Genomic DNA, 25,281 nt, shown 5'->3' on the forward strand with positions numbered 1-25,281 from the left:
TTTACTTCAAAAATTTATAAATTTTGCGTAAAGTTAACGTTATTAATCTTTATGAAACCAAGGACTGCTAAAAATGTTGTAATAATTTCTTTCTTGACCTTAGTATCATTCCTAACTGCCTTTTCTCCAGCAGGCGAACGGGAGCGGGAGTTTAGACTCAGGAGGATAGTAATTGATGCGGGGCATGGTGGAAAAGACCCTGGCACCAGTGGAAGGACCTCAAGGGAAAAGGATGTGGCCTTGTCCATTGCATTAAAAGTGGGTGATTATATAGAAAAGAATCTGCCTGATGTGGAAGTAATTTACACCCGAAAAACCGATGTTTTTATAGAGTTAAAAGAACGTGCCAATATCGCCAACAGGAATAAAGCGGATTTGTTTGTTTCCATTCACTGTAATGCTGTTAGAGGTTCCAATGCCTACGGTACCGAAACTTATGTGATGGGGGCCAATCATTTTGAACGAAATTTTGATGTGGTAAAGAGAGAAAATGCGGTGATCCTAATGGAAGATGGCTATAAGGAGAATTATGAAGGTTTTGAACCTAACTCGCCTGAATCCTATATGATGTTTAACTTGATGCAGAAAGCCTATTTTGCGAATAGCCTTTCTTTGGCGCAGAAAGTGGAGCGTGATTTTAAAACTCGTCTAAATAGGCACAGTAGAGGTGTGAAGCAATTGCCTCTTTATGTGTTGTGGACGACCAGTATGCCGAGTATATTGATCGAAACAGGCTTCTTGTCGAATTCGAATGAAGAAAAGTATTTGAATAGTAAAAACGGGCAGGTTTATCTAGCCTCTGCAATTTATAGGTCCATTAAGGCATATAAGCAGGAAATAGAGGCGATATGATTTGTCCTGTTGTTTAATGAATCATTTACAAACCGATCAGAAATGGTCGGTTTTTTGTTTTGTGCCAATGGAGAATACATAAAATCATTTGATTTTTTCTATATTGAGATAAGGACTTTTTGGAAAAATAGTCAATGATTTTGTGTCAATTAGAATGTTTGAATCAGAATAATAACCCATGGATAAAACCAATACCAATCAAGAAAAACATTTGTCTCTAGTAAAGGAACTGCAGGAAAAAATCAAGCAGGTAAAGCTAGGGGGCGGAGAAAAGAGGATAGCCAAGGAACATGCAAAGGGGAAGCTGACAGCTAGAGAGAGAATCGATTATTTATTGGATGAGGGAGTCCATTTTTTGGAAGTAGGAGCTTTGGCAGCAGACGGGATGTATGAGGAAGAAGGTGGCTGTCCTTCAGCAGGGGTTATCACTGGTATCGGGCAAGTGAGCGGTAGAATGTGTGTGATAGTGGCCAATGACGCGACCGTCAAAGCAGGTGCATGGTTTCCCATGACGGCAAAAAAGAATCTACGTGCGCAGGAAATAGCCATGGAAAACAGATTGCCCATAATATATTTAGTGGATAGTGCAGGTGTGTTTTTGCCCAAGCAAAATGAGATTTTTCCTGATAAGGAGCATTTTGGAAGGCAGTTTAGAAACAATGCGAAAATGTCTTCCATGGGAATAGTGCAGATTGCGGCTATCATGGGGAGTTGTGTGGCAGGAGGAGCATATTTGCCCATAATGTCCGATGAGGCAATGATTGTTGATAAAACTGGTTCCATCTTTTTGGCAGGGTCTTATCTGGTGAAAGCGGCGATAGGAGAGACTGTAGACAATGAAACATTGGGTGGAGCTACGACCCATTGTGAGATCTCTGGTGTTACCGATAACAAATATGGAGATGATAAAGATTGCCTGGAGGCTATCAAGGGGATTTTCAGTACACTAGGGGCTAATGATAAAGCTGGTTTTGACAAAGTGGAAGCCAAGGGACCAAGCAAGAGCATTGAAGAACTATTTGAGATTTTTCCAACAGATAGGGTGAAACCATATGACATGCATGAAGTTCTGGACTGTCTAATAGATGCTGGCAGTTTTGATGAATACAAGCCCGGATTTGGTCAGACCTTAGTTTGTGGAACAGCTAGAATTGAAGGTTGGGCTGTCGGCATCATTGCAAATCAGCGAAAAATGGTCAAGACCAAAAAGGGAGAAATGCAGATGGGTGGAGTGATCTATTCAGATTCTGCCGATAAAGCAGCTAGATTTATCATGAACTGCAACCAGCGAAAAATCCCTTTATTATTCATTCAGGATGTGAGTGGTTTTATGGTGGGCAGCAGGGCTGAGCATGGCGGAATTATTAAGGATGGCGCCAAAATGGTCAATGCTATGGCCAATTCTGTTGTTCCTAAATTTACTTTGATTATTGGGAATTCCTATGGTGCGGGGAATTATGCCATGTGTGGGAAAGCCTATGATCCCAGGTTGATTTTTAGCTGGCCAACAGCTCAAATGGCCGTGATGAGTGGGGCTTCCGCTGCAAAAACCCTCTTGCAGATCAAAGTGGCCTCATTGAAAAAAGCAGGAAAAGAAATAAGCAAGGAAGAAGAGGCCAAATTATTAAAGGAGATAACCGATAAATACAATGAGGAGCTAAGTCCTTATTATGCAGCTGCTCGATTGTGGGTAGATGGAGTTATTCACCCAAAAAATACCCGATCTATGATTGCAAAAGGAATCGATGCTGCCAATCATGCTCCAATTACAGAGCGATTTAATGTAGGAGTTATTCAAACTTGATCGTAAATTTGGGCGTAAATTAAAGTATAAATATCCCTAAGATATAACGTCCCACTATAGAGCGGTTATGGAAAAGCTAAGTAAAAAAGAACTGCATGCATTGGTTTCCTTATTGGATGATTCAGACAGGGAGGTTAAAGAACATGTGAAGGATAAAATCATTTCTTTGGGCAATGATGTAATTCCTTTCTTGGAGGAGAAATGGGAGAGTAGCTTTAATCCAGAACTGCAGAAGGAGATAGAGGAATTGGTTCATGAACTTCAGTTCTCACTTTTAAAAGAGAGACTTGTGGAATGGAAAGATTCTGAGGATAAGGATTTGTTGAAGGGCTTATGGATTATCAATACCTATCAGTACCCCGATCTGGATTTTGAATCATTGAATTCAGAAATGCACCAGATATATTTTGACGTATGGACATCCTTTAAAACAGATATTTCTCCCTATGATCAAGTTCGGTTGATTAATAATGTGCTTTTTAACCAATTGAAATTTTCTGCTAATACCAAAAATTTCCATTCTCCGGCAAACAGCATGATCAGTAATGTGATAGATACCAGAAGGGGAAATCCTATCAGTCTCTGTTCTATCTATTATCTGGTGGCGAAAAAGCTTGGATTGCCAGTTTATGGAGTGAATTTGCCCAATCTATTTGTGCTAACTTACAAGTCTAATGAGGCTACTTTTTATATCAATGCTTTCAATAAAGGGCTAATATTTAGTCGTCAGGATATCAATAACTATTTAGAGCATCTGAAAATCGAACCGAAGGAGGAGTTTTTTGAGCCTTGTAGCCATGTTGATATTGTTAAGCGCAGTCTTCGAAACCTGATTGTTTCTTTTGAAAAATTGAGCGAACCTGAAAAGGTAGAGGAGGTAAGGCAGTTGCTAACCATCCTAGAAGAGAATTAATTAAGCACTTTGACGTTACATCCTATGGCCCTGACAAAGGTGGGCATTGGATTTTCCTTTTTAAGAATTTGGTTCAAGGCAATTTCTAAATGATTTTTGGTAACGCTTTGTGGGGCTTGCGGATTGTTATCAATGGCTCCGTGATAGGCTATTCCAAAGCCTGTAGGACTGGGGATGAGCACAAATGCCTCAGGTACCTTGGTGACTTTTAGCTGCTTGGTCAATAGTTGGTTTGGGTCAGATAAGTAGCTGAAAGCAATGTTTTTCTGACTGATCTTTGATTTGATTTGATTCAAACTTTCCTCTTCGGATTGACCAGCATATGGATTTACCAATGCGAATGTAATGCCTTTATCACCAAATTGCTTCTGAAGCTGAATGATTCGGTCTTCATAAAGCTTGGCGTAAGGACAGTCATTAGAGGTGAAGATGAGCACAAGGGCTTTGTCCTTTTGGTGATCTTTTAATTTAAAACTTGCAGACATGGTAATATCCTCCAATTCAATTTTTTCCAATTGTTGGGCTTGAATGGAAAAAAATACAAAAGCAAGAGCAAAAGTTAGTATTTGAACTCTTTTCATACCTGGTCTTTTTCCTAAACTACGAAAAAGTTGGAATATTAGGACTATTTACCAGATAGTATAAGTTAAAACCAGGTCGTTTTTTCGTTCTACTTTTACAGTGTAATAGTGGTTAGCAAAGTCAGTACCATGGATTTTCCCCTTGATGATATTGTCTTCAAGACTAAAGGGACTAAGCAGAATGTGCTGCCTTAAACTGATGCCTTTTCTTCCTTGGCACTTAAAGATGGATTCCTTTGCAGACCATGCTATAGTGTATAATATGGGGTCATTGTTAAGGAATTCAATCTCCGAGGGGTCCAAGAATTTTGGTCCTAGTCTTACCACTTTTTCCTTGACATAATCCAAATCTATACCTACTGGCATTTCTTTATGGAAAATTGCAGCGGCCAGGCCTTGAGTGTGGGTAAGGGAGACATTTCCATAACCGTCCATGGGATAGGATTTGCCATGCTCATCCTTATAAAATCCAGGGTAGCTCATGTTGATGGTGTCTAAGGCTGTTTTGATGGCCAAACGGGCCCCTTTCCATTCCTTTTTCTTTTCCGGGTGACTGATATTGGCGAAAGAAAGCTTTTCCCTAAAGCTGAGGAAGTCCACGGGTTTATTTTCCTGTTCGTCAATATTCTTGACGGCCAAGGCCGATAAAGGGTTAATTTTTTCTATTTTTGCTTGCATTGGGCTGGTGTGGTGAGTATGATGTTGAAAGTGCAATATATGTCAAAAATTCAAGTAAGTAAACTATATACCTTAACAGGTCATAATGATAGTATTTATGCCTTGGCAGAAGGTAAGAATCCTAGGTTTTTTTATACCGGAGCAGGTGATGGGATGGTCGTACAATGGGATCTTGATGCACCCAAGGATGGGAAATTGATCGCCAAACTTCCACATTCTGTGTATGCTTTGGAGGTGGATAAGGAACGTAATCTGCTGTTTATTGGTCATAATTTCGAGGGAGTTCATGTAATAGATTTAAATACTAATCGTGAGATTTGGTCCCTGAAAATGACCGATCAGTCCATTTTCGATATTAAGGTTTATGAGGACCGGGTATTCGTAGGAACAGGGGAAGGGCTTATTACTATATTGGATATCAATGAACGTTCCATTGTCAAACACATTAAATTAGGAGAAAAAAATATCCGTGTAATGGATATTGATGAGGAGAAAGGGCATTTGGCAGTTGGTGCAAGCGATAATTCTGTCAAGATTTTTGATCTGAAGGATTTCTCCCCAATTACAAAACTGGATGGGCACCAAAATTCAGTTTTTGCTTTATCCTATTCTCCTGATGGGAAATTTTTGATAAGTGGTGGCCGTGATGCACATCTCAAAATCTGGAAAACGGGACAATATCAGGAGGAGGAAAGTATTGTGGCACATATGTATGCCATCAACTATTTGGACTTTCGTGAAGATGGCAAATATTTTGTAACTTGTAGTATGGACAAGTCCATCAAGCTCTGGGAAAGTGCTACATTTCAATTGAAAAAGGTGATTGATAAATCACGGCATGCAGGGCATGGTACATCCGTAAATAAGGTACTATGGAGTAGGTACAGTCAGCAAATTATTGCCGTTAGTGATGATCGTACCATATCCATTTGGGAAGTAGAACTTTAATCATGCATATGAAAATAACACCATTAGAAATTCGCCAAAAATCCTTTGAGAAAAATTTTCGTGGATACGATAAAGATGAAGTAAGCTCTTTTTTGGTTTCTCTTTCTCAGGAATGGGAAAAAGAAATGGATGAGAAAAGGGAGTTGAAAATCAAACTTGATCAGGTAGAAAAGGAATCTGCCAAACTCAGGGAAGTGGAGGATTCACTTTTTAAAACGCTAAAGGCTGCAGAAGATACTGGGGCTAGCATGATTGAGCAAGCAAATAAAACGGCGGAACTTATTCTCAAAGAAGCTCAGATGAATGCTGATGCAATGATTTCTGAGGCGAAGTCCAAAGCAAGAAATATCATCGATGAGGCCGATGGAAGGGCCAAAAACATAGTGGAGGACCTAAAAGCCGAGGTGAACTCTCTGGTGAAAAGTTATGAAGACCTGTTGGCTCAAAGGGAGATTGTAATAAGAAACTTAAAGAACCTTTCTACTGATAGTCTTGAAAATGTGAAGCAATCCCAAGAGGATATCAAGCGGATCAAAATGGAAGTGCACACCAAGGCCGTAAAGGAATTGAGCAGGCAGATGCCAAATTTTAAAGCCGAGGAAGAGAAAGCTGTTTCAATGCCTAAGGAGAAATCACATACTTTTGTCATAGAAACAAAAAAAGAGGAGCCTTCAGCAACTATAGAAGCCCAAGACTTGCATGAAGAGGTGAAATCGGTAGAAATTGAACCTGTAACTGAAAAACAGGAACCAACCAACAAAGAAGTGCAGGATACATCTTCTAATGAAGCGCAGGTGAAAGATGAATTACCTAGTGATGCGGATGAGACCTCAAAATACAAAGAGAGCATATTGCCAGAAAAGAAGGAAGAAAAACCAGAAATCACAGATAATAAAAAGACTAGCGGATCATTTTTTGACCAATTTGATTAATGGGAAAAGTATCATTAGAAGGGATTGAATTCCATGCTTTCCATGGTTTTTTTTCAGAGGAGAAAAAACTGGGAAACAGATTTACAGTGGATATCCATGTAGACACGGATTTTAGGAAGGCCATGTTGGAGGATGACCTGACCGAAACGGTGGATTATTCAAAGCTTTACCAGATTGCAAAATCCCATATGGAGGAGCCTGTAAATTTATTGGAGCACCTGGGACATTTAATGATAGAGGATATCCTAAAAGTATACCCCAATTTGAAGCAGGTGGATATCATTATTAAAAAACATAACCCGGCCCTTGGTGGGGTAGTCAATTACTCTGTGGTAAAAGTTTCCTATCCAGAAGATTATCAATAAGTGTATAAGAGAGCAGAAATTACAAAGACCAAGAAAGACTTTTGGACAGCCTTTGGGCAATATATGAAACCAGTCCCATCAGCCGAAGGTGGACGAGTCAATTGGCAGAATTATAAAACCCATGTCAGCCAAGTGTTCTTCAGGATGAAAGCAGAAAGAGGCTTTTGTTCCATTGGGATCGAGATCAACCATAAGGATACCGAATTGCAGGAATTGGTTTTTGAGCAATTTGAATCTTTTAGGAAAATATTACATGCTACTCTAGAGGAGGAGTGGGAATGGGAGCTTCATGCAATAGATGACTACGGGAAGGTTACCTCGAAAATAGAGAAAAGACTGGATGGGGTCAATGTAATGGATAAGGATAAGTGGTCGGATATTATTTCATTTCTCAAACCTAGGATCATTGCATTAGATGAGTTTTGGTCCAACGTCAAACCTGCCTTTGAAGGACTTTCATAATTCAAACCTATCATATTCAAAAGTGGTAACGGAATATGCTCCATTATGCTCCATGACCAGTTTTATGGTCATTTTATCACCCGATCTTTGAATGGTCAATCCATTAAAATAAGCTGTTTGTCCTTCAATTTTTATTAACGGGAAATTGACCCAATGGTCTTTTTCCTCCCAAGGTGAAAAATTGGCACTGAAATGTTTGACTTTTAGGTTTATCTTTCTCTTTTCTTCTTCAATGGCCATGTATTCTGTGAAGATGAGTTTGCCCTTTTCTGAATAGCGAAAAACACCTATCATAGAATTGTCTTGGGCTGGCATCCAAAGCTCATCGCACTCTCCATTGAGCCCTGGGCCCTTCCAATACCCCACCATCCAAGACAAATCTGCAATTTCAGCTCCTGCAGCTTCAAATCCTTTTTCCTGTAAAATGACTTCCTGTGCTTGGGAATAAAAGAGGCTTACAAGAATGAATAATATGGAAAGTAGGGTGTTTTTCATCATGATTTTGGTTTAATCTTCTACATCATGTCGTTTGGGGATATCAGGGTTGACAAAGGTAAAGCCTCTGGCTTCACTGCCTTCGTAAAAATCAATTTCCATTCCCATCAGAAACATGACGTGTCTTTTTTCAATGAGGACTTGGATGCCATGTAATTCAAACTGCTGGTCACCTTCCTTAGCTTTGTCAAATCCCAAAGCATAGGACATGCCGCCACAGCCTCCTCCTTTTACGCCCACCCTTAAGGCGTAATCTGTGGGGATGTTTTTATGATCGATGATATTTTTAATCTCTAATTGGGCCTTATCTGTAATGGTAATCGGTATTAACATGCCTGATTAATGTTCTTTGTGATTCATTAGTTCAAAAATAATCACAAATAATCAACTTCTCTTTGAAATATTTTAGATATTCGAGTATAAATCAAATTAAGTAAATGGAGTATTTTGTTGAACTAATGAAGATCATCCTTCCTGCTGGATTGGTGATTTACGGAATGTATTTAGTAGTGGTGTCTTTTTTGTCAAAAGAGAGAGAAGCTAAATTAATTGCTTTAAAAACTAGAAATTCAGATGTGATACTTCCCTTGCGCTTGCAGGCAGGTGAGCGTCTTTGTTTGTTGTTAGAGCGATTAACTCCAAATAATTTGGTGAGAAGGGTGAACAATCAGCCCTATTCTGCCCGTGAACTTCATGGATTACTATTGAGCGAGATTAGAGAAGAGTTTAACCACAATATGGCACAGCAGATTTATTTTTCTGATGATACCTGGGAGAGTGTCAAGACGGCAGTGGAGGAAGTAGTGACTTTGGTCAATCGCTCCATGCAGGAAGTAAATCCAGATGAAAAGGGCGTTGAATTGGCCAAAAGGGTGTTTCAGCATTCCTTGGAGCAAAAAAATGATGGCATCTCTTTTGCACTTAAACAAGTGAAATCAGAAATCAGGGTTTATTTCTAAATAACAATATGAAAAGATACAGGAATCTGGAACCAAGTAGATTATTGGATAAAGCCAAAGGACTATATCAGTCCAAAGCTGAGAAAATTGTGAGAAGTAAAGAGCAACTGGAGAACCTTATTCACAAGGTCAGTGATAAGCTACAGGCTGTGTCTGAAAATCCAACGGTTCAAGAAGTGAAATTATATATTTCGGTAATTATTCGAATGATCAAAGCTTATTGTAATAATGAGTACAGGAGCTTCTCATCCAAGACCCTGGCCTTATTGGTGCTGGGCTTATTGTATTTTGTTATGCCTTTGGATTTGATTCCTGATTTTATTGTTGGATTAGGTTATTTGGATGATCTTTCTGTTCTTTTGGCTATCACAAAAAGCATACAGCATGATATCCAAAACTTTTTGGATTGGGAGAGAACCAAGATTTAATAGATTACGTTTGGTCCTGAAAGTAAACAGGATGATATGAGTAACTTAATTTCCGTAATCACACCAGAGGTGGTTGCAAACTCTATGAATTACGCCCAATATCGGGAATTAATTGACCAACTATTAGTAGAAAACAAAACCACAGGTGAAGATCATTCTGAAAGAATGTTGGACTTTACCCGATTGAATATCCAGCGAATGAAAAGGTGGGATAAGACCGCAAAGATAAGTGAAGAGGCTGTTCATCTTGTAAAGTTAATAGATAGAAAACAAATATGGCTGGTGATTACTGAAGGTTGGTGTGGAGATGCAGCTCAGATTGTTCCTTATTTTGAAAAACTGGCCTCTTATACTGATGGAATTGAAGTGAGGTATATTTTGCGTGATCAAAATCTAGCCGTCATGGACGAATATTTGACCAATGGCGGAAGGTCCATTCCCAAATTAATAGCTTTAGATGCTGAGGATTTGGAAGAAATGTTTGAATGGGGACCAAGGCCTAAGGAGTTGCAAGAAATGATTTTAGATCATAAAAGGGATCCAAAGGGAGTTTCATCAGAAGAGTTTAAAAAGAAAATCCATCTTTGGTACGCAAAAGATAAAAATAAAGCACTTGAACAAGAGATTGTTGCGTTGTTAAGCTAAATAAATCTTTATGAAATCCATTGCACTAGTTTCCGGAGCTTCAGGTTTGATTGGTGTGCAGCTGTTGCATCAGCTGTTTAGGGCCAAAGAATACGATTATGTGGTCACCGTTGCCAGAAGGGAGTTGGCTTTTAAACATCCTAAGTTAGTTCAGGTGCAGGTGGATTTTGCTAAGATTGATCAAATCAGTTTACTTGATAAATTAAGGGAGAATGATTTTGGTGGGGATAACCACCAATTAGTCATGGCGCTGGAAGCAAAGGAGGTGAAAATTCATGCTTTCTGTGCCTTAGGAACTACCATTAAAAAAGCCAAGTCCAAAGAGAATTTCTATAGAATTGACCATGATTATGTAATCAATTTTGCGAGGTGGGCTCATAGCTGGGGAGCAACCAAGTTCCTTTATGTGAGCTCATTGGGGGCAGACCAGCTTTCTTCTATTTTTTATAATAAAGTGAAGGGGGAGACAGAAGAAGATTTAAAGGTGATTCCATTTAAATATTTAGGGATTTTTAGACCTTCCATTCTTCTAGGACACAGAAAAGAAACCAGAATCGGAGAGTCCATCGGGAAGGCGGTGATGAAAGCCGTTACCTCGGTGGGCTTGTTCAAAAAATATAAGCCTATTTATGATCATCAGGTGGCTAAGACCATGGTTCACCAAGCTCTTAATGATGAACTGGAAATAGTGAAGATAATAGAGTCAAAACAGATGCAGATTTTTGAATAATATACAGTGACTGTCTCGAATCTTTTCATTTCGACTTTAGTTGAAATCTCTAGATTTACTTGCTGCTGAAAATGAGTTGTATGAGATTCTTTTTTGCGTCAGAATGATACAAAAAATGGTAAAGAGACTACCTCATTTTTGTTTTTCACTGCTGTCAAATCAAGTTAGATCGGGATTCAGATGCTTGGGCTTTAGCCATTTTTTGCTAACCACTGCTACCAGTAGCGTATATGCTCCATAAATGATCAGCCAATTGGTTGGTGCATATTCTGGATACCATTGTTTCCAGTTTTCAAAATCCGATCCACCATCAGGGATAAATTCAAACAGCCTCATTGCAGGAAGGTTAATGATTAAAAGTATGATCCACTGAGGGAAAGAAAGTTGAAGGTTTCGAAGGAAAAACAATAAGACAAATGGAGCTCCTAAGAAGGCAATCCTGGTAAAATCCCCTCCCGCGAAAAGACTGAAAAATCCATAGACTAAGATAAGCGGCATAAGAAACTTTTGCTTATCATCAGACTTGGTCAAAAACGGTTTAGGGTACCAAATAAATACCCATAGGAAGGCCGCATAGGCTACAGTCAATGAAAATATCCATCTTAGGAAAAGATCAGGATGTCCCAATAGGCCAAGTGTGTTATTAAATAAATTGACTAATGCGTTTTTTCCCGTATTGGCACCAGGAAAATAGACGTTGGTGATTTTAAGGGTAATATAACTTATTGAAAGTGCCAGTAGAATACTTATGAAAGCCTTTGTGTCATGCTTTCGGTAAAGGGAGATTCCTGGATAGATGCATAGGGCTAGAAGAATCGGTAAGATAGATTCTTTTTGTAAGGTTGAAATTGCTGCCATTAAACATAATAGCCACCACTTCCTTTCAATTAAAGCCAATAGCAAAAGTAATTGGAACAAATAAAGAGGTAGATCTACCGTGATAGGGTCAGAAAGATTGGCTTTCCAAACGCCTACCCAATGGAAGTTGATCCAAAACCACCCCAGCCAGGTTTTGAACCTGTCCAAACCAAGTTTTTCACCAAGATAGAACCAAACGGGGATCCAGGTGATCCCAAATATCGTATTGATGATTTTGAAATTGGTGAACATGTTATCAAATGGCAATTGGGCGGCTAGCCAAGGAACCAAAATCCTTACACTAAAGGGGTAATTGACAGTATAGGTTTCTAGGTTTCCCCTAAAGAATTCATAGGCCTTCTGATATTGGTTGGCATCAAACAATGTGTTCAATTCGTGTTGTAAGGGTTGTTGAAACCAATTAAAAACCACAAAGCCCATCAGGCTGATGAAAATGGCCAAAATGACATCCGGAAAACTGTAAATCTTAACTGATTTCAATTAACTTCAAGGTTTTATTTTAAAAATAGTATTACAATGATAGCAGTTATTCAGCGGGTTTCGGAATCTTCGGTGAAAATTGATGGAGAAATTAAAGGAGCAATAGGACAAGGTTTGATGGTTCTGTTGGGAATTGAGGAAGCAGACAATGCTGAGGATATCATGTGGCTAAGCAAGAAAATTGTCAATTTGAGGATTTTTGGTGATGAGAATGGCGTGATGAACAAAAGCTTGCTGGATGTGGATGGAGAGTTGCTTTTGATCAGTCAGTTTACCTTGCATGCCAGTACCAAGAAGGGAAACAGGCCTTCCTATATCAAAGCTGCCAAACCGGATATTGCGATTCCACTATATAAATCATTTATCCAACAAGTGGAAAATGACTTGGGCAAAACCATTGAAACAGGAGAGTTTGGAGCAGATATGAAAGTGGCTTTAGTGAATGATGGGCCGGTAACCATCAGTATTGATTCAAAAAATAAAATATAAAAGGATGGGGTCATTGTTTCTATCGATCGAAAATGCTCATGTAAGGTATTTGGACAGGAATATCTTTCAAGATCTGAACTTCCAAATGCAGGAAGGGGAGAGCTGGGTCATCTTGAGTGCTTCTGGTTCGGAAAAAACTGCATTTTTGGACACTATTCTTGGTAAGACTGTACTTTCAGAGGGTAGGGTGACCAGGGATTTTGCCGTGGATTACCAAAAGGAAATGACTGCACTGGGTAGGATCAATAGCTTTAGGGATTTGATTGCTGTAGTCTCCCAGAAATACACTTTTACCAATAAGTCCAACCTTCAAAACTTTTATTATCAGCAGCGCTTCAATTCATCAGAATCTGAAGAGGCGGCTACAGTAATAGAACACCTGCAGGAAGTGGAGGCGAAGCAAGATGGCCAATGGACTGTTGACAAGGTCATGGAACTAATGGATTTGGAGGTGTTAAAGGATAAGTCTCTGATCAAGCTGTCCAATGGAGAAAGCAGGAGATTGGCCATTGCAGGAGCCCTGTTGAGAAATCCAAAGCTTTTTTTGATGGACCAACCTATGACCGGTTTGGATGTAGACACCAGAAAGCATTTTGGAGAAGTATTGGAAGTCATGGTAGCATCCGGGATACAGGTAATCATGACGACTTCGCCAGAGGAAATCCCTGATGCGATTACCCATGTTGCCATAGTAGATGGAGGCAAAATTGTTCAAGAGGAGAAGAGACAGGACTTTCACCAAAAGGATCTGGTCAACCATTCAGCCCTTTCACAATTTGATCATAAAAAACTGGATAAATTGATCCAAAATAATCCAGTCAAGCGATTTGATACCCTGGTCAAGATGAACCAAATCCATATTCAATATAATGGCAAGGTGATTTTGGACCAGGTTAACTGGGAAGTAGAGCAGGGAGAATGTTGGGTTTTAAGAGGGCATAATGGAGCTGGAAAATCTACCTTACTCAGCCTGATCAATGGAGAGAATCCTCAGGCTTATGCCAATGATATTGTTCTTTTTGGTAGAAAGCGGGGAACCGGAGAAACTATTTGGGACATCAAGCGCCCTATAGGCTTTGTGTCTCCTGAGTTGGCCAGGTATTTTCCCAGAAACCAGACCTGTTTGAAGGTGGTGCTTTCTGGTTTATTTGATTCCATTGGCTTGTTCAAAAAAGTCAGTGAGGAGCAGGAACAAGTTGCCATGGAATGGTTGAAGCTATTTAGGATAGAACATGTGGCCCAAATGCTTTTGCATCAAATACCATTGGAGAATCAGCGCTTTTGTCTTTTGGCCAGGGCTTTGATCAAATCTCCAGCTTTGCTGATCCTTGATGAGGCGGCTCAGGGCATGGATGATGAGCAAAGGATTTTGTTACGTGAGACGATCGACCATATCGGAAGGCATCCCGATGTTTCGATGATCTATGTAAGCCATTATGAAGAAGATATCCCGAAAGTGGTCGATAGAGAATTGGTATTGGAAGAAGGAAAAGTTATAAGAAGTATTTAATGAAATAGAATGACGATAGAAGAAGCACAAGAAAAGGTTGATCATTGGATCAAGACAGTTGGGGTAAGGTATTTTAATGAACTGACCAATATGACCATCTTGACAGAAGAAGTGGGAGAGTTGGCGCGTATCATGGCCCGGAAATATGGAGAACAGTCCTTTAAGGAAAGTGACAAGGGCAAGGACCTAGGGGATGAAATGGCAGATGTGCTTTGGGTATTGATCTGCTTGGCCAATCAAACAGGTGTTGACCTTACCAAGGCTTTGGAGAAAAATTTTGAAAAGAAAAATATCCGGGATATTGATCGGCACAAAAGCAACGATAAATTGAAATAGGGCTTTAATCATGGCATGACTCCAAGTCATGCCATGATTTTTCTCATGTCTAGTGTCTTAAATCTATTTTCCAACCACCGCGCAGATAGCTTGTCCCCCAAAGCCCAATGCTGTGATCAAAATCCTATTGATGGATTGAGGCGGGTCAACTTCATTTTTGATGTAATCTGGTAATGTTGGAAGTTCCTGATTTTGCAAGATAGAGATGGCCAAATCCAAATTGGCTGCTAAGCTAGAACCTAGAGAATGTCCAATCTTCCATTTGTTGGAAATAGTATAAGGAATCTTATTACCAAAGACAGTTTGGTAAGCATTTTTTTCAGCTATATCACCTAGTTTGGTGCCTGGAAAGTGTCCGATTATTAAATCAATATTTGGATCAGATTCAGCGTTAAAGGCCCTTTTTGCTGCAGTTATTATGCAATTTCCTTGGGAGGATAATTCGGTGGAATGGTGGATTTTTTCTACAGCAGATCCCACGCCATCCAAGTAGGCAAGTACATTGTTATTGGTTTTCTTTAGTTCGAAAGCATAAGCTCCTTCACCTAGTACCATGGTGTTTTGTTCCTTTTCAAAATCCATGGACCTGCAAGGATAGTTGTTGTTCGCACCATTGGCATAAATTCGAATCGCCTTCATCTGGTCTATGGTCAATTGACTTGTGGGGCATTCCACAGCTGATGCGATAAAACTATCCGCCATACCACTATTCAGCCATGCAAAGGCATTTTGTAAAGTCAGGCCAAAGCTGCTACAAGTGGAGGATTGAAAGAAAAGTGAACTATCCGATTCATGCAGTAAGCTGGGCCAACTACTGGCAAAGCCTAAGGTGGAGTGGGGGGAAGTCCAAACTGGTAAGGAGGGATTTTCCTGTTGCATGCGAGAAAGAAAATCAATGCTTCCCCTTGAAGTGGCCGCATTGATCATTTGACCATCTAAAGGCTGCAAATCCATTTTGTAGATGAGATAAGAAAGCAATTTGGCTTCTTCTGGAAAACGTTCTGGTTTATGACCTAGGTCTTGAATATATCCATTAACTTCATTCCATAAATTGGGAGAAACGCTTGCCTTCCAATCTCCACTATGGTTTTGGTCAAAAGAATGTTCCTTTTTAGTGTACCTCTGTCTTTCTTGAGATTTATACAGCCCTAAAGGATTAATTCCCATGGCTTTAGTGATGCCAATTTTATTCTTCTCCGGTCTCATCTCTTCACTATAATTCATCTCAGCCGATATTTTTAAGATGCGGCAATTCATTTTTATCCATATCCCATTCATCCATTCTGTATTGTGCCACAGGGGTGAATCGTTTCAAAATAGCACTTTCGGAAGAAGCATTTTCTTCACCGTTCCAGATTATGGTGAAATCCTTAATTCCTGCCGAGGTCAATGCTTGCAGTGTCAGCAAACTGTGGTTGATGCTGCCCAAATAATGTCTAATGACAATTACAGGATGTAGTTTTGATTCCAAAAGAAAATCCAGATAGGTTTGGCTCTCATTGAAAGGAACCATTAAACCTCCAGCGCCTTCTACACAGATTTTTTCTGAATCTCTTGGGATAAGTGATTCAGGAAGTGAAATTTCAATATCTTCCAGCTTGGCAGCCAAGTGAGGGGATTGTGGAGTTTTTAACCTGTAAATCTCCTGATAAATATAGGTCTCAGGGGAATATTTGGAAATAAAAATAGTGTCAGATTGGTCCAGATCACCGCATTGCACTGGTTTCCAGTAGGAGTGTCCAAATGTTTTGCAAAGGGCTGCTGAACAGACCGTTTTACCTATTCCTGTTCCTATTCCTGTAACAAATACCTTATTGTTCATTTTATTTATTCAATAAGCTGATAAGCTCTTGTATTTCTTTTTTAGTGTTAAATGCGTGTAGCACCAGCCTAATTCTTTCCTCACCAGGCTTTACTGTTGGAGAAAGAATAGCATAACAATTCACCCCTGATTGTTGTAATAATTTCACTTTTTCCTTTAGTCTGGGGATGTCAGCACATTGCCAATACTGGATTGGACTTGGGTTTTGTGAAAAATTGTCAGGTAATTCCTTAACCAAGTTTAAATAGGTTTTAATGGCCTGATCAAGCTCTTCAAAATTGCTTTTATTTTTAAATAAGCCTAAAGCAGCCCTTATACTGTTCACCTGTTCAATAGATGGTGCAGTGGTATAAATAAAGGCCCTGCTAAAGTTAATCAAGAAATCCCTGAGCTTGTTAGAACCCAATACCATTGCTCCATGCCCTCCAGCAGCTTTGCCAAAGGTAACTACCCTGGCAAAAAGGTTGGGATGATGGTGGAGTGAAGCTGAAATTCCTTTTTTATCCTGTCCCAAAGTTCCAAGAGAATGGGCTTCGTCAATGATCAAGGCTGCTTGGTACTTTTGGCAAAGAGCAAGCATTTCTTTGATATCTGGGATATCCCCATGCATAGAGAATAAACCTTCTGTGAGCACCAATAGTCTTTTGTTATTGTCAGATTGTTGCTTGAGTTTTCTCTCCAAATCATCAAGGTCATTGTGTTTGAAGGACGTTTTTTGTCCGAAGCTCAGACGCATACCCTCTTTTATGCTGGCATGGACATGTTCATCAAAAACAAAACAGCTTTCCTTATCTCCCAATGCAGAAAGTAGACCTACATTGGCCATATAGCCGGAATTATAAAGTAGTGCTGCAGGGCTTTCCATAAAATCAGCAAAATCCTGCTCCAAAAGCTCTATTTCTGGATGATTCCCGCTGATTAGCCTGGAGCCAGTGGCGCCAGTCCATTGAGAAATTGAGGTTTGAGGAATTGATTGGTTGAGTAGACCTTTTGTGGAGTAACCAAGGTAATCGTTGGAAAAGAAGTCCACTTTATCAGGGGAAGTTGTTTTAAGCGTCCTCAGTTTATTGGTAGAGGCTGCTTGCTCCAATTTGGAATGGATAAATTGGTGGTGCTTTTCCATGGAGAACAAAGGTAAATCCTATTGGCCGAATTGCAAAGGATAAACCACAAAGGACAAGGAGAACAAAGGATATAAACCGCGGAGGACTCAGAGAGCGCAGAGAAGAAGGTTTTAATTGTTAAGTATTCTTTTTAGTTTGTAAGGGCTTTGTTTTATATGGTTAGACTTCGCTTTTTTAATTATGAATGAAAATGAGATTTCAGGAAAAATTATTGGATGTGCAATAGAGGTACATAAGGTTTTAGGTACAGGTTTACTGGAAAGTGTCTATCAAGAATGTTTGCACTATAAATTGAAGAAAGATGGGCTAAGGGTGTTAAAAGAAGTTCCAATGCCCGTGTTTTTCGAAGATGCTAAGATTGATTGAGGCTTTAGATTTATTAGTGGAAGATAAGATTGTTATTGAATTAAAGAGTGTGAAAGAACTTTCTGATGTCCATCTTGCACAAATACTAACTTATCTTAAGCTTGGGGATTTTAAATTAGGTTTATTGATTAATTTTAATGTTTTACTTTTAAAAAATGGAATAAAGAGAGTGATAAATGATCAATAAAGTCAAATAGTTTCTTTGTGCCCTCTGAGTCCTTTGTGGTAAAACAGGTTGCTACCCAACTTTATTAAGTGCTACTTTTACTAATTCCTCACCTTCGAGTTTTCCTATGAAGTTGTATTTGTCCAAAGTAAGGCAGAAGTCTATATCAGCTTCGATATTGTGGTTTTGTAGCCTTTTTGCATGGGAGGCTTGGCCTAAAAATCCCTTTAGGTCGGCTTTATTACTTTCGTAAAGGGCCTTCATGGCAATGGCCCCATCACAATCAAAATTGAATTTTTCCGCCAATGAGCTAATCAATGCGCCCGCATAAAGAGAGTCTTCTAAATTAAACATTCCTTTCCAGCCTGCGCAATGTATCAATATATCCTTTCCCTTATTGGCCAGATAATCAGCGGTGGCTTGTAGGTTTAAAAAAGCACCAATCAGAACCTCTGCAGAACCCTTTTTGGATTTCTCAATTGTCAGTGTTCCATTAGTGGTTGTCACGGCAATTTTTTCGCCAGCAAAGGCATTGTTCAAATAGCTCAGAGGTGAGTTTCCCAATTGAAAGCCTTCAGCTGTCTTTCCGTTCCTTTCACCGGCGATAATGTAGCCTTGTTCCTTCATGGACCTGCAAGTCTCTAATCCTGCTACTGGTGTGATGGAAGCTACATTATTGGCCAATCCAGTGACCATAGTGGAGGTGGCGCGGAATATGTCCACTACAACTACGATTTTATCAGTCAAATCATGCAGATGAATCAGTTCTGGGCTAAGGCAAACTTCAATTTTACTCATGGGAAAGAAACAGGCTCCTGAACAGTTCAAGAGCCCGATTTATTTTTAATTAGAATATTATTTCTTCAATAAGGGTAACTTTTCAACTACTGCTGATAAGTTTTTGTTCCTTACACTTACTGCTATTTCTGTACCCGGCTTTGCATATGCAATATCTACATAGCCAAGCCCGATTCCAATATTCATGCTAGGGGACATAGTTCCGGAAGTAACTTCGCCGATTTGAGCTCCAGCCTCATTGACAATCGGGTAATGGGCCCTTGGAATCCCTTTGTCCTTGAATTTGAAACCAACAAGCTTTTTGCTTACCCCTTCTTCTTTTTGTTTTTTAAGATTATCACTGTTGATGAAATCCTTGGTGAATTTGGTGATCCAGCCTAATCCTGCTTCGAGTGGAGAAGTGCTATCATCAATATCATTTCCGTATAGGCAGTATCCCATTTCCAGTCTGAGTGTATCGCGCGCACCTAAGCCGATAGGTTGGATATCAAATTCAGCTCCAGCTTCAAATATGGCATCCCAAACGGCAAGGGCGTCCTCATTTCTTACATAGATTTCAAACCCACCTGCTCCAGTATATCCTGTACCAGAAATGATTACATCCTGAATACCTGCAAATTCTCCAACTGCAAAATGATAGAATTTGATGTCATCCAAGTTTACAGGAGTGATTTTTTGAAGAGCTGCAGTAGCTTTTGGGCCTTGCACTGCAAAAAGAGACATTTCATCAGAAATGTTTTTTAATTCCGCTCCCATTTCATTGTGCTGGTTTACCCAAGCCCAGTCTTTATCAATATTAGAGGCATTGACTACCAATAAATATTCTTCTTCAGCCATTTTGTAGACGATCAAATCATCTACAATACCCCCTTTTTCGTTTGGAAAACATGAATATTGTGCTTGTCCAATTACTAATTTGGAAGCATCATTGGAAGTCACCTTTTGGATTAATTCCAAAGCATGTGGTCCGGTAATCATAAATTCTCCCATATGGGATACATCAAAGACACCTACACCATCTCTTACGGTATTATGCTCTTGTTTATCAGAAGTGTACCTTACAGGCATATTATATCCTGCGAAGGGAACCATCTTTCCTCCTAGTTCAATGTGCTTATCATTAAGCGCAACTTTTTTGATAGTGTTTTCCATTTATACTTGGGTCTTATTTCGGTTTCGGCAAAGGTAATAAATGAGGCCTAAAAAACGAGTGGACATACAAAAAAGACCGACTGATTTGGTCGGTCTTTATGATTTAATTAAATAAGGTAGTTCTTAGATAGAGAAGCTTTCTCCACAACCACAGGTTCTGGAAGCATTAGGGTTGACAAATTGAAACCCTTTACCATTTAAGCCATCGGAAAATTCCAAGGTAGTACCGGCCAGGTAAAGCAAGCTTTTCTTATCCACTATGATCTTAACTCCTTTGTCTTCAAAAACTTGGTCGCTATCTGAAATATTCTCATCAAATCCTAAATCATACATCAGGCCAGAACAGCCACCACCTTTTACAGAAACTCGAATGTTTTCATTGTCCTTTCTGCCCTCGTCCTGCTTTAATTTAAGAATCTGCTCCTTAGCGTTGTCTGAAACTATGATCATATTTTCTGTCTATTAATGTTCTTTTGTTTTTCGATTAAGCATGAAACATGCTTACCTTAGAAATAATTCCTACTACAAATATACAAAATTAGCGCATGAGAAAAATTGAGCACTTGGGAATAGCTGTAAAAGACCTCAAAAAATCCAATGAATTGTTTGAAAAGCTCTTGGGAAAGGAAGCGTATAAAGAAGAGTCTGTGGAAAGTGAGGGGGTAATCACTTCTTTTTTTAAAGTAGGGGATACCAAAATTGAATTACTTCAAGCCAATGAGCAAGAAAGTGCCATTTCAAAGTTTATTGAAAAAAGGGCTGAGGGAATTCATCATGTGGCTTTTGCAGTAGATGATATTTATGCTGAAATCAAGCGTTTAAAGGCTGAGGGCTTTGAAGTCCTCAATGAAGAGCCAAAAAGAGGGGCAGATCATAAATTAGTTGTATTTTTGCATCCGCGTTCTACCAATGGTGTATTGGTGGAGCTTTGTCAGGATGTAAATCCACTTTCAAAATAATATCCTGTATCATGACAGGAGCAATTAGAAGGAAATTATGAGTGAAAAGAGAACAGAAATAGGAGAAATCGGGGAATTTGGCCTGATAGATCAATTGAATAGCAAAATACAAATACGACATCAGGACACCTTGAAGGGGATCGGTGATGATGCGGCGGTGTTGGATGCTGGTGACAAAGTAAAGGTAATCACTACTGACCTGTTATTGGAAGGTGTGCATTTTGATCTTTCTTATGCTCCCCTGCATCACTTGGGGTTTAAGGCCGTAGCTGTAAATATTTCTGATATAGCTGCGATGAATGCGATCCCTAAACAAATTACGGTAAGTATAGCTCTTAGCAATAGGTTTTCAGTAGAAGCAGTGGAGGCTATTTATGCGGGGATCAATGCTGCTGCAGAACATTATAATGTGGATGTGATTGGTGGAGATACTACTTCTTCCAGATCTGGTCTGGTAATTTCAGTTACGGCAATCGGAGAGATAGAAAAAGGAAAAGAAGTGTATCGATCGGGAGCAAAGGTCAATGATATAATATGTGTGACTGGAGATTTGGGAGGAGCACTTATTGGGTTGCAGGTTTTGGAAAGGGAAAAAGAGGTTTTTATGGCTGACCCAAATATGAAACCCCAATTAGACAAATATGCCTATATCACTGGAAGGCAGTTGAAGCCTGATGCCAGAATGGATATTATCCACGAATTAAAGGAATTGGGTGTAGTCCCTACTTCCATGATGGATGTTTCTGATGGATTGGCTTCTGAGCTTTTTCATATTTGTAAGCAGTCAAAAGTGGGGGTAATGATCTACGAAGATAAACTACCAATAGATAAGCAGACTTATGATACTGCGGTGGAGTTTAATTTAGATCCAATTACTTGCGTGTTGAATGGTGGTGAGGATTATGAATTGGTTTTTACCATCAGCCAAGAAGATTTTCATAAGTTGGAGAAACATCCGGATATTCATTTTATCGGCCATGTAACCAAAGAAGAGGAAGGTAAGTTTATGGTCACTAAGAGTGATACAGCTGTTCAGTTAAAGGCCCAGGGCTGGGTGCATTTCTAAAAGGGTGTTAAATCCCCAGAGGGAAAATATAAAAAGGCCACAAAGTAAGCTTGAAAAACAAACTGCTTTGTGGCCTTTCTGTTTCTTATAATTTTCATTTAATCCTGTCTGGGTTTTCTTCAAGAAATGATTTCCAGCCTGCTGATCGGCCTCGGCTTTGTAATCTGCCATCATGGAAATGGTGACAAAGGGCTACCGCCAAAGCATCTGTGGCATCCAGAAGCTTGGGGATAGATTCTATTTTTAATAAAGTCTTCAGCATTTCAGCTACTTGTTCCTTGGAGGCATTACCATTACCAGTAACAGATTGTTTGACTTTCTTAGGGGAATATTCAGCTATGGGGATGTCTCTGGCCAGTGCTGCTGCCATAGCTACTCCCTGGGCCCTGCCTAGTTTGAGCATGGACTGCACATTCTGGCCATAGAAGGGGGCCTCAAGGGCGACTTTATCTGGGAGGAATTCATCAATGATCCCAGTAATGCGCTCAAAAATCTTTTTGAGTTTAAGTTCATGAGAGCCATATTTCTTCAGGTGTATCACACCGTATTGAAGGGGTTCGTATTTATTGCCTCTTACCAATATCAGGCCATATCCCATAACATTGGTGCCCGGATCAATTCCCAAAATGATTTGTTCTTTAAGCTCCTTTTTCGCTATTTTGCCCATTAGCGCAATTTACTAGAAATCCTCCCATGGACATGAATCTTTTGGTATTTTTCTTTTTTGGAGTTTTGGCTGTTTATTCAGCTATCCTTTTTCTTTTGGTCTATTATTGGGGGAAAGATAAGCCATCTGCCACTGGCCTTGAGCAGGCTTTTGAATATCCGGTTTCATTGGTCATACCTTTTAGAAATGAGATCAACAATTTGCCAAAACTATTGTCGAGCTTGGTCAAGCAGGAATATGCCAATTTGCAGGTTGTTTTGGTGGATGATCATAGCGAAGATGGTGGGGGAGAATACGTAAAAGAGTGGCTTAAAAGTAAAGTCCATGAGAATTTTCTGTTGATCGAAAGTCAAGGACAAGGAAAGAAGGCCGCCCTTGAAAGTGGAGTGGCTGTATCCAATGGTCTTATTGTGCTTACCTCAGATGCAGATTGTAAGTTGCCTGCCCAATGGGTAAAGCATATGGTGAAGCCATTTGATGATCCGAAGGTGCAAATGGTCGCTGGGCCAGTTATGTCTAAGGGTGGAAAGAAAATGTTTGAGAATTTTCAACAGATTGAATGGGGAAGTGTTTTATTGATGACCAAATTCTTTTTTCAAATTGGCCGGCCTGTGATGTGTAGCGGAGCCAATATGGGGTATAGAAAAGCGGCTTTTCTACATTTAAGGGGCTATCAGGGCAATCATGGTTATGCTTCAGGAGATGATTCCTTTTTGCTTGAAAAAATGAGCAGGCGCTTTGGCGCTGATGCTATAATGTATCTTTCTGGAAAAGAGGTTTTGGTGCGCACCAAGGCCCAGCAAAACTGGAAGAAATTATTGTTTCAACGTGCCAGATGGGCTAAAAAATGGAATAAACATCAAAACTGGGAAAATGCAGCAGGATCTATAATAAGTGCTTTGTTTACCATCTTCAGTATTTTAAGTGTGTTTTTACTGTTTGGAGGAGGTTTGATACCTTTGTTGTTTTTGCTTTACTGGTCAATAAAGGTTTTGGTGGAATATTGGTCCTTGAATAAAGTTTTAAAGGATTATGAAATAAAATTGCCCTTTTTAAGTTTTATGTACACCAGTTTTTTTCACCCATTATTTGTAGTTTCTGTGGTGTTTTTGGCTTTGTTTGGAAACCTGGCTTGGAAGGGAAGATAATGTTCAGTATTTAAATTTAACTGGTAGAAAAAGAATAAAATGTCAGACGAGGAATACGAATTACTGGATGAACTTTACTTTGTTCAGCCATATCAATATTTAAAAAAAACTTTAAACTGGGAAGATGAGGAGCTTTTGGCTACCTTGCAGGAGCTGCATTCCCGAGAACTTATCAAGTGTATGATAGGGCCTGATGAAGAACTCTTTGAGGGGATTGACATAGCTAGGCAAGGGAAAAAATATTATTTCCTGGCTACCAAAAAAGGACTGATGGAACACAATATATTGTAAAAAACAGGAGGGAACTTGACCACTGAAACCTTAAAATATCAAAGAAAAGAACTTGAGCTGAAAGCATTGCTGGAGATTACGCAGGCCATCAATGAAAATAAAACCGAATCGGTATTGCTCAATATATTCAAATTCACCTGTTTGGTTCATTTGAATATTAAGGCCTTGGTATTATATGTGGCCAATCAGGACGGTTTTCAGGAAAGGGTAAAACATGGAGTGAAGCAAAATATTCCAAAGTTGATACCTTATAAAGATGTGGATGACAATCGTGAGATAGGGAAGCTCAATTTGGTTATGCCCAGAGAATATTCCTTTAACGAATTGGATATTTATGTGCCGGTATATCATAAGGATAAAATGCTTGCCATACTCCTTTTGAAGACAAAGGATGTAGACCGAGAATTGGATTTGGATTTTACCCAAGCCCTAACCAATATCTTAGTGGTGGCCTTAGAAAATAAGCGTTTTGCTAGAAGACAGTTGGAGCAAGAAAGGCTGAAGAAAGAAGTGGAGATTGCGAGCAATGTTCAGCGTATGTTGTTTCCTGACAAACTGCCGGTGACGGATAAGTTAAAAGCTAAGGTTACATATTACCCTCATAGTACAGTTGGTGGAGATTATTATGATCTTATACAGAAGTCTGATGATGAGGTATTCTTCTGTATTGCTGATGTGTCAGGAAAGGGTATGCCTGCGGCTTTGTTGATGTCCAACTTTCAGGCAGCATTAAGGACATTATTATTGAGTTCCTCGGACCTTTCCATGATTGCCAAGCAATTGAACGTAACTATTTTTGATAATACAAAAGGGGAACGATTCATTACATTTTTTTTGGGGTATTATAATTATAAGACCAATTGTTTAAAATATGTCAATGCTGGTCATAATGCACCTTTATTATGTGGAGGCAATGTTGGTGAATGCGAGCTGTTAGAGGCTGGTACTACTATTTTGGGTGCTTTTAAAGAATTGCCTTTTATAGAGGAGGGGAGAAGAGACGGGGTGAAGGATTTTAGCATCCATATGTATACGGACGGGCTCACGGAGGCTATCAACAAGAATGAGGAGGAGTTTGGTGAAGAAAGGCTCTTTGATTTTGTAAAAAAAGAAGGAAACATTGAGCCTAAAAAATTTCATGAAATGCTGTTCAACAGCTGGGATAAATTTTCAGAGGGCGTGGAACGAAGGGATGACACAACCATGTTAAGTATCCAGTTCCATTAGACCGATGTC

33 protein-coding genes are annotated in these 25,281 nt (G+C 39.5%); 21 read left to right on the top strand and 12 right to left on the bottom strand.

Features of this window, described 5'->3' with window-relative positions; translation table 11 throughout:
• Positions 1 to 51 precede the first annotated feature (51 nt).
• The 3 genes from KMW37_RS19615 to KMW37_RS19625 all read left to right on the top strand — a co-directional run bounded on the left by KMW37_RS19615 (position 52) and on the right by KMW37_RS19625 (position 3,569).
• On the top strand, positions 52 to 852 hold the full coding sequence (locus KMW37_RS19615) for an N-acetylmuramoyl-L-alanine amidase family protein (protein WP_215226341.1): 801 nt from the start codon (positions 52 to 54) through the stop codon (positions 850 to 852).
• Between the two features lie 178 nt (positions 853 to 1,030).
• The gene (locus tag KMW37_RS19620) at positions 1,031 to 2,656 is read left to right on the top strand and encodes an acyl-CoA carboxylase subunit beta (RefSeq protein ID WP_215226342.1); all 1,626 of its coding nucleotides are present in this window, start codon (positions 1,031 to 1,033) and stop codon (positions 2,654 to 2,656) included.
• Between the two features lie 67 nt (positions 2,657 to 2,723).
• A complete protein-coding gene (locus tag KMW37_RS19625; RefSeq protein ID WP_215226343.1) occupies positions 2,724 to 3,569 on the top strand; it encodes a transglutaminase-like domain-containing protein in 846 nt (281 codons plus the stop codon).
• Here the strand turns inward: KMW37_RS19625 and KMW37_RS19630 are convergent.
• Both KMW37_RS19630 and KMW37_RS19635 read right to left on the bottom strand, forming a co-directional pair.
• Entirely contained in the window at positions 3,566 to 4,150 is a 585-nt protein-coding gene (locus KMW37_RS19630) for a redoxin domain-containing protein (protein ID WP_215226344.1), read from the bottom strand. The genes KMW37_RS19625 and KMW37_RS19630 overlap by 4 nt on opposite strands.
• Before the next feature lie 48 nt (positions 4,151 to 4,198).
• Positions 4,199 to 4,828, bottom strand: a complete 630-nt coding sequence (locus KMW37_RS19635; protein ID WP_215226345.1) for a 4'-phosphopantetheinyl transferase family protein — start codon at positions 4,826 to 4,828, stop codon at positions 4,199 to 4,201.
• A gap of 39 nt (positions 4,829 to 4,867) precedes the next feature.
• On the opposite strand from KMW37_RS19635, the gene KMW37_RS19640 reads away from it, so the two are divergent.
• From KMW37_RS19640 to KMW37_RS19655, 4 genes are read left to right on the top strand one after another with little or no spacing between them, the layout of a single operon-like run.
• Positions 4,868 to 5,776: a WD40 repeat domain-containing protein gene (locus KMW37_RS19640; RefSeq protein WP_215226346.1), complete on the top strand. Its 909-nt coding sequence runs from the start codon at positions 4,868 to 4,870 to the stop codon at positions 5,774 to 5,776.
• A 2-nt stretch (positions 5,777 to 5,778) separates the two neighbouring features.
• Complete coding sequence (locus KMW37_RS19645; protein ID WP_246581575.1) at positions 5,779 to 6,708, top strand: DivIVA domain-containing protein; 930 nt, start codon at positions 5,779 to 5,781, stop codon at positions 6,706 to 6,708.
• The gene (folB, locus tag KMW37_RS19650) at positions 6,708 to 7,073 is read left to right on the top strand and encodes a dihydroneopterin aldolase (protein WP_215226347.1); all 366 of its coding nucleotides are present in this window, start codon (positions 6,708 to 6,710) and stop codon (positions 7,071 to 7,073) included. The genes KMW37_RS19645 and folB overlap by 1 nt, the downstream gene beginning before the upstream one ends.
• On the top strand, positions 7,074 to 7,535 hold the full coding sequence (locus KMW37_RS19655) for a DUF4268 domain-containing protein (RefSeq protein WP_215226348.1): 462 nt from the start codon (positions 7,074 to 7,076) through the stop codon (positions 7,533 to 7,535).
• Here KMW37_RS19655 and KMW37_RS19660 read toward each other — a convergent pair.
• Complete coding sequence (locus KMW37_RS19660; protein ID WP_246581576.1) at positions 7,530 to 8,033, bottom strand: DUF6265 family protein; 504 nt, start codon at positions 8,031 to 8,033, stop codon at positions 7,530 to 7,532. The two genes, KMW37_RS19655 and KMW37_RS19660, sit on opposite strands and share 6 nt — an antisense overlap.
• A 9-nt stretch (positions 8,034 to 8,042) precedes the next feature.
• A complete protein-coding gene (locus KMW37_RS19665; RefSeq protein WP_215226349.1) occupies positions 8,043 to 8,363 on the bottom strand; it encodes a HesB/IscA family protein in 321 nt (106 codons plus the stop codon).
• A 104-nt stretch (positions 8,364 to 8,467) separates the two neighbouring features.
• Here KMW37_RS19665 and KMW37_RS19670 point away from each other — a divergent pair, with 104 nt between their 5' ends.
• Genes KMW37_RS19670 through KMW37_RS19685 form a run of 4 tightly spaced genes read left to right on the top strand, consistent with a single transcriptional unit; the run spans position 8,468 to position 10,792 of the window.
• The gene (locus KMW37_RS19670; protein ID WP_215226350.1) at positions 8,468 to 8,989 is read left to right on the top strand and encodes a DUF7935 family protein; all 522 of its coding nucleotides are present in this window, start codon (positions 8,468 to 8,470) and stop codon (positions 8,987 to 8,989) included.
• A gap of 8 nt (positions 8,990 to 8,997) precedes the next feature.
• Positions 8,998 to 9,417, top strand: coding sequence for a YkvA family protein (locus KMW37_RS19675; protein ID WP_215226351.1), 420 nt, complete (start codon positions 8,998 to 9,000; stop codon positions 9,415 to 9,417).
• A 36-nt stretch (positions 9,418 to 9,453) separates the two neighbouring features.
• Entirely contained in the window at positions 9,454 to 10,062 is a 609-nt protein-coding gene (locus KMW37_RS19680; RefSeq protein ID WP_215226352.1) for a thioredoxin family protein, read from the top strand.
• Between the two features lie 10 nt (positions 10,063 to 10,072).
• Entirely contained in the window at positions 10,073 to 10,792 is a 720-nt protein-coding gene (locus KMW37_RS19685; RefSeq protein ID WP_215226353.1) for an NAD-dependent epimerase/dehydratase family protein, read from the top strand.
• A gap of 159 nt (positions 10,793 to 10,951) precedes the next feature.
• On the opposite strand, the gene KMW37_RS19690 is transcribed toward KMW37_RS19685, so the two are convergent.
• Positions 10,952 to 12,151 carry a hypothetical protein gene (locus KMW37_RS19690; protein WP_215226354.1) on the bottom strand — a complete coding sequence of 400 codons (1,200 nt, stop codon included), beginning with the start codon at positions 12,149 to 12,151 and terminating at the stop codon, positions 10,952 to 10,954.
• A gap of 36 nt (positions 12,152 to 12,187) precedes the next feature.
• Between KMW37_RS19690 and dtd the strand changes: the two genes are divergently transcribed.
• Genes dtd through KMW37_RS19705 form a run of 3 tightly spaced genes read left to right on the top strand, consistent with a single transcriptional unit; the run spans position 12,188 to position 14,486 of the window.
• Positions 12,188 to 12,640 (top strand): D-aminoacyl-tRNA deacylase, encoded by a 453-nt coding sequence (dtd, locus tag KMW37_RS19695; RefSeq protein ID WP_215226355.1) that lies wholly within the window; start codon positions 12,188 to 12,190, stop codon positions 12,638 to 12,640.
• A gap of 4 nt (positions 12,641 to 12,644) precedes the next feature.
• Complete coding sequence (locus KMW37_RS19700) at positions 12,645 to 14,150, top strand: ATP-binding cassette domain-containing protein (RefSeq protein WP_215226356.1); 1,506 nt, start codon at positions 12,645 to 12,647, stop codon at positions 14,148 to 14,150.
• A 9-nt stretch (positions 14,151 to 14,159) separates the two neighbouring features.
• A complete protein-coding gene (locus tag KMW37_RS19705; protein ID WP_215226357.1) occupies positions 14,160 to 14,486 on the top strand; it encodes a nucleotide pyrophosphohydrolase in 327 nt (108 codons plus the stop codon).
• 63 nt (positions 14,487 to 14,549) lie between these two features.
• Here KMW37_RS19705 and KMW37_RS19710 read toward each other — a convergent pair whose 3' ends face one another.
• Genes KMW37_RS19710 through KMW37_RS19720 form a run of 3 tightly spaced genes read right to left on the bottom strand, consistent with a single transcriptional unit; the run spans position 14,550 to position 17,431 of the window.
• On the bottom strand, positions 14,550 to 15,710 hold the full coding sequence (locus KMW37_RS19710) for a beta-ketoacyl-[acyl-carrier-protein] synthase family protein (RefSeq protein WP_246581577.1): 1,161 nt from the start codon (positions 15,708 to 15,710) through the stop codon (positions 14,550 to 14,552).
• A gap of 1 nt (position 15,711) precedes the next feature.
• Complete coding sequence (bioD, locus tag KMW37_RS19715; protein WP_215226358.1) at positions 15,712 to 16,308, bottom strand: dethiobiotin synthase; 597 nt, start codon at positions 16,306 to 16,308, stop codon at positions 15,712 to 15,714.
• Between the two features lies 1 nt (position 16,309).
• Positions 16,310 to 17,431 carry an aminotransferase class I/II-fold pyridoxal phosphate-dependent enzyme gene (locus KMW37_RS19720; protein WP_215226359.1) on the bottom strand — a complete coding sequence of 374 codons (1,122 nt, stop codon included), beginning with the start codon at positions 17,429 to 17,431 and terminating at the stop codon, positions 16,310 to 16,312.
• Between the two features lie 181 nt (positions 17,432 to 17,612).
• Here KMW37_RS19720 and KMW37_RS22615 point away from each other — a divergent pair, with 181 nt between their 5' ends.
• Positions 17,613 to 17,798 carry a GxxExxY protein gene (locus KMW37_RS22615; RefSeq protein ID WP_317195590.1) on the top strand — a complete coding sequence of 62 codons (186 nt, stop codon included), beginning with the start codon at positions 17,613 to 17,615 and terminating at the stop codon, positions 17,796 to 17,798.
• Entirely contained in the window at positions 17,791 to 17,985 is a 195-nt protein-coding gene (locus KMW37_RS22620; RefSeq protein ID WP_317195591.1) for a GxxExxY protein, read from the top strand. Before KMW37_RS22615 ends, KMW37_RS22620 begins: the two co-directional genes overlap by 8 nt.
• Before the next feature lie 51 nt (positions 17,986 to 18,036).
• Here the strand turns inward: KMW37_RS22620 and KMW37_RS19730 are convergent, their stop codons facing one another.
• From KMW37_RS19730 to KMW37_RS19740, 3 genes are all read right to left on the bottom strand, one after another.
• Positions 18,037 to 18,762 carry a 2-phosphosulfolactate phosphatase gene (locus KMW37_RS19730; RefSeq protein ID WP_215226360.1) on the bottom strand — a complete coding sequence of 242 codons (726 nt, stop codon included), beginning with the start codon at positions 18,760 to 18,762 and terminating at the stop codon, positions 18,037 to 18,039.
• A gap of 57 nt (positions 18,763 to 18,819) precedes the next feature.
• The gene (gcvT, locus tag KMW37_RS19735) at positions 18,820 to 19,914 is read right to left on the bottom strand and encodes a glycine cleavage system aminomethyltransferase GcvT (protein WP_215226361.1); all 1,095 of its coding nucleotides are present in this window, start codon (positions 19,912 to 19,914) and stop codon (positions 18,820 to 18,822) included.
• Between the two features lie 123 nt (positions 19,915 to 20,037).
• Complete coding sequence (locus tag KMW37_RS19740) at positions 20,038 to 20,364, bottom strand: HesB/IscA family protein (RefSeq protein WP_215226362.1); 327 nt, start codon at positions 20,362 to 20,364, stop codon at positions 20,038 to 20,040.
• Positions 20,365 to 20,459: 95 nt separating this feature from the next.
• On the opposite strand from KMW37_RS19740, the gene mce reads away from it, so the two are divergent.
• Complete coding sequence (mce, locus tag KMW37_RS19745; protein WP_215226363.1) at positions 20,460 to 20,873, top strand: methylmalonyl-CoA epimerase; 414 nt, start codon at positions 20,460 to 20,462, stop codon at positions 20,871 to 20,873.
• Positions 20,874 to 20,910: 37 nt separating this feature from the next.
• Positions 20,911 to 21,939 (top strand): thiamine-phosphate kinase, encoded by a 1,029-nt coding sequence (gene thiL, locus KMW37_RS19750; RefSeq protein WP_215226364.1) that lies wholly within the window; start codon positions 20,911 to 20,913, stop codon positions 21,937 to 21,939.
• A gap of 94 nt (positions 21,940 to 22,033) precedes the next feature.
• On the opposite strand, the gene ruvC is transcribed toward thiL, so the two are convergent.
• Positions 22,034 to 22,606 (bottom strand): crossover junction endodeoxyribonuclease RuvC, encoded by a 573-nt coding sequence (ruvC, locus tag KMW37_RS19755; RefSeq protein ID WP_215226365.1) that lies wholly within the window; start codon positions 22,604 to 22,606, stop codon positions 22,034 to 22,036.
• 26 nt (positions 22,607 to 22,632) lie between these two features.
• On the opposite strand from ruvC, the gene KMW37_RS19760 reads away from it, so the two are divergent.
• From KMW37_RS19760 to KMW37_RS19770, 3 genes are read left to right on the top strand one after another with little or no spacing between them, the layout of a single operon-like run.
• Positions 22,633 to 23,754 carry a glycosyltransferase gene (locus KMW37_RS19760; protein ID WP_215226366.1) on the top strand — a complete coding sequence of 374 codons (1,122 nt, stop codon included), beginning with the start codon at positions 22,633 to 22,635 and terminating at the stop codon, positions 23,752 to 23,754.
• 39 nt (positions 23,755 to 23,793) lie between these two features.
• The gene (locus tag KMW37_RS19765) at positions 23,794 to 24,045 is read left to right on the top strand and encodes a hypothetical protein (RefSeq protein WP_215226367.1); all 252 of its coding nucleotides are present in this window, start codon (positions 23,794 to 23,796) and stop codon (positions 24,043 to 24,045) included.
• Positions 24,046 to 24,060: 15 nt separating this feature from the next.
• Positions 24,061 to 25,272, top strand: coding sequence for a PP2C family protein-serine/threonine phosphatase (locus tag KMW37_RS19770; RefSeq protein WP_215226368.1), 1,212 nt, complete (start codon positions 24,061 to 24,063; stop codon positions 25,270 to 25,272).
• Positions 25,273 to 25,281 lie beyond the last annotated feature (9 nt).

This window comes from Echinicola shivajiensis, assembly GCF_018642165.1.
In the GTDB taxonomy this organism is placed as follows: domain Bacteria; phylum Bacteroidota; class Bacteroidia; order Cytophagales; family Cyclobacteriaceae; genus Echinicola; species Echinicola shivajiensis.

What these genes read in the sequence shown, in the direction of transcription:
- KMW37_RS19615 (WP_215226341.1), top strand. Translation starts at nt 52, where the DNA reads ATGAAACCAAGGACTGCTAAAAATGTTGTAATAATTTCTTTCTTGACC.
- KMW37_RS19620 (WP_215226342.1), top strand. Translation starts at nt 1,031, where the DNA reads ATGGATAAAACCAATACCAATCAAGAAAAACATTTGTCTCTAGTAAAG.
- KMW37_RS19625 (WP_215226343.1), top strand. Translation starts at nt 2,724, where the DNA reads ATGGAAAAGCTAAGTAAAAAAGAACTGCATGCATTGGTTTCCTTATTG.
- KMW37_RS19630 (WP_215226344.1), bottom strand. Translation starts at nt 4,150, where the DNA reads ATGAAAAGAGTTCAAATACTAACTTTTGCTCTTGCTTTTGTATTTTTT.
- KMW37_RS19635 (WP_215226345.1), bottom strand. Translation starts at nt 4,828, where the DNA reads ATGCAAGCAAAAATAGAAAAAATTAACCCTTTATCGGCCTTGGCCGTC.
- KMW37_RS19640 (WP_215226346.1), top strand. Translation starts at nt 4,868, where the DNA reads ATGTCAAAAATTCAAGTAAGTAAACTATATACCTTAACAGGTCATAAT.
- KMW37_RS19645 (WP_246581575.1), top strand. Translation starts at nt 5,779, where the DNA reads ATGCATATGAAAATAACACCATTAGAAATTCGCCAAAAATCCTTTGAG.
- folB (WP_215226347.1), top strand. Translation starts at nt 6,708, where the DNA reads ATGGGAAAAGTATCATTAGAAGGGATTGAATTCCATGCTTTCCATGGT.
- KMW37_RS19660 (WP_246581576.1), bottom strand. Translation starts at nt 8,033, where the DNA reads ATGATGAAAAACACCCTACTTTCCATATTATTCATTCTTGTAAGCCTC.
- KMW37_RS19665 (WP_215226349.1), bottom strand. Translation starts at nt 8,363, where the DNA reads ATGTTAATACCGATTACCATTACAGATAAGGCCCAATTAGAGATTAAA.
- KMW37_RS19670 (WP_215226350.1), top strand. Translation starts at nt 8,468, where the DNA reads ATGGAGTATTTTGTTGAACTAATGAAGATCATCCTTCCTGCTGGATTG.
- KMW37_RS19675 (WP_215226351.1), top strand. Translation starts at nt 8,998, where the DNA reads ATGAAAAGATACAGGAATCTGGAACCAAGTAGATTATTGGATAAAGCC.
- KMW37_RS19680 (WP_215226352.1), top strand. Translation starts at nt 9,454, where the DNA reads ATGAGTAACTTAATTTCCGTAATCACACCAGAGGTGGTTGCAAACTCT.
- KMW37_RS19685 (WP_215226353.1), top strand. Translation starts at nt 10,073, where the DNA reads ATGAAATCCATTGCACTAGTTTCCGGAGCTTCAGGTTTGATTGGTGTG.
- dtd (WP_215226355.1), top strand. Translation starts at nt 12,188, where the DNA reads ATGATAGCAGTTATTCAGCGGGTTTCGGAATCTTCGGTGAAAATTGAT.
- KMW37_RS19700 (WP_215226356.1), top strand. Translation starts at nt 12,645, where the DNA reads ATGGGGTCATTGTTTCTATCGATCGAAAATGCTCATGTAAGGTATTTG.
- KMW37_RS19705 (WP_215226357.1), top strand. Translation starts at nt 14,160, where the DNA reads ATGACGATAGAAGAAGCACAAGAAAAGGTTGATCATTGGATCAAGACA.
- KMW37_RS19710 (WP_246581577.1), bottom strand. Translation starts at nt 15,710, where the DNA reads ATGAATTATAGTGAAGAGATGAGACCGGAGAAGAATAAAATTGGCATC.
- bioD (WP_215226358.1), bottom strand. Translation starts at nt 16,308, where the DNA reads ATGAACAATAAGGTATTTGTTACAGGAATAGGAACAGGAATAGGTAAA.
- KMW37_RS19720 (WP_215226359.1), bottom strand. Translation starts at nt 17,431, where the DNA reads ATGGAAAAGCACCACCAATTTATCCATTCCAAATTGGAGCAAGCAGCC.
- KMW37_RS22615 (WP_317195590.1), top strand. Translation starts at nt 17,613, where the DNA reads ATGAATGAAAATGAGATTTCAGGAAAAATTATTGGATGTGCAATAGAG.
- KMW37_RS19730 (WP_215226360.1), bottom strand. Translation starts at nt 18,762, where the DNA reads ATGAGTAAAATTGAAGTTTGCCTTAGCCCAGAACTGATTCATCTGCAT.
- gcvT (WP_215226361.1), bottom strand. Translation starts at nt 19,914, where the DNA reads ATGGAAAACACTATCAAAAAAGTTGCGCTTAATGATAAGCACATTGAA.
- KMW37_RS19740 (WP_215226362.1), bottom strand. Translation starts at nt 20,364, where the DNA reads ATGATCATAGTTTCAGACAACGCTAAGGAGCAGATTCTTAAATTAAAG.
- mce (WP_215226363.1), top strand. Translation starts at nt 20,460, where the DNA reads ATGAGAAAAATTGAGCACTTGGGAATAGCTGTAAAAGACCTCAAAAAA.
- thiL (WP_215226364.1), top strand. Translation starts at nt 20,911, where the DNA reads ATGAGTGAAAAGAGAACAGAAATAGGAGAAATCGGGGAATTTGGCCTG.
- ruvC (WP_215226365.1), bottom strand. Translation starts at nt 22,606, where the DNA reads ATGGGCAAAATAGCGAAAAAGGAGCTTAAAGAACAAATCATTTTGGGA.
- KMW37_RS19760 (WP_215226366.1), top strand. Translation starts at nt 22,633, where the DNA reads ATGGACATGAATCTTTTGGTATTTTTCTTTTTTGGAGTTTTGGCTGTT.
- KMW37_RS19765 (WP_215226367.1), top strand. Translation starts at nt 23,794, where the DNA reads ATGTCAGACGAGGAATACGAATTACTGGATGAACTTTACTTTGTTCAG.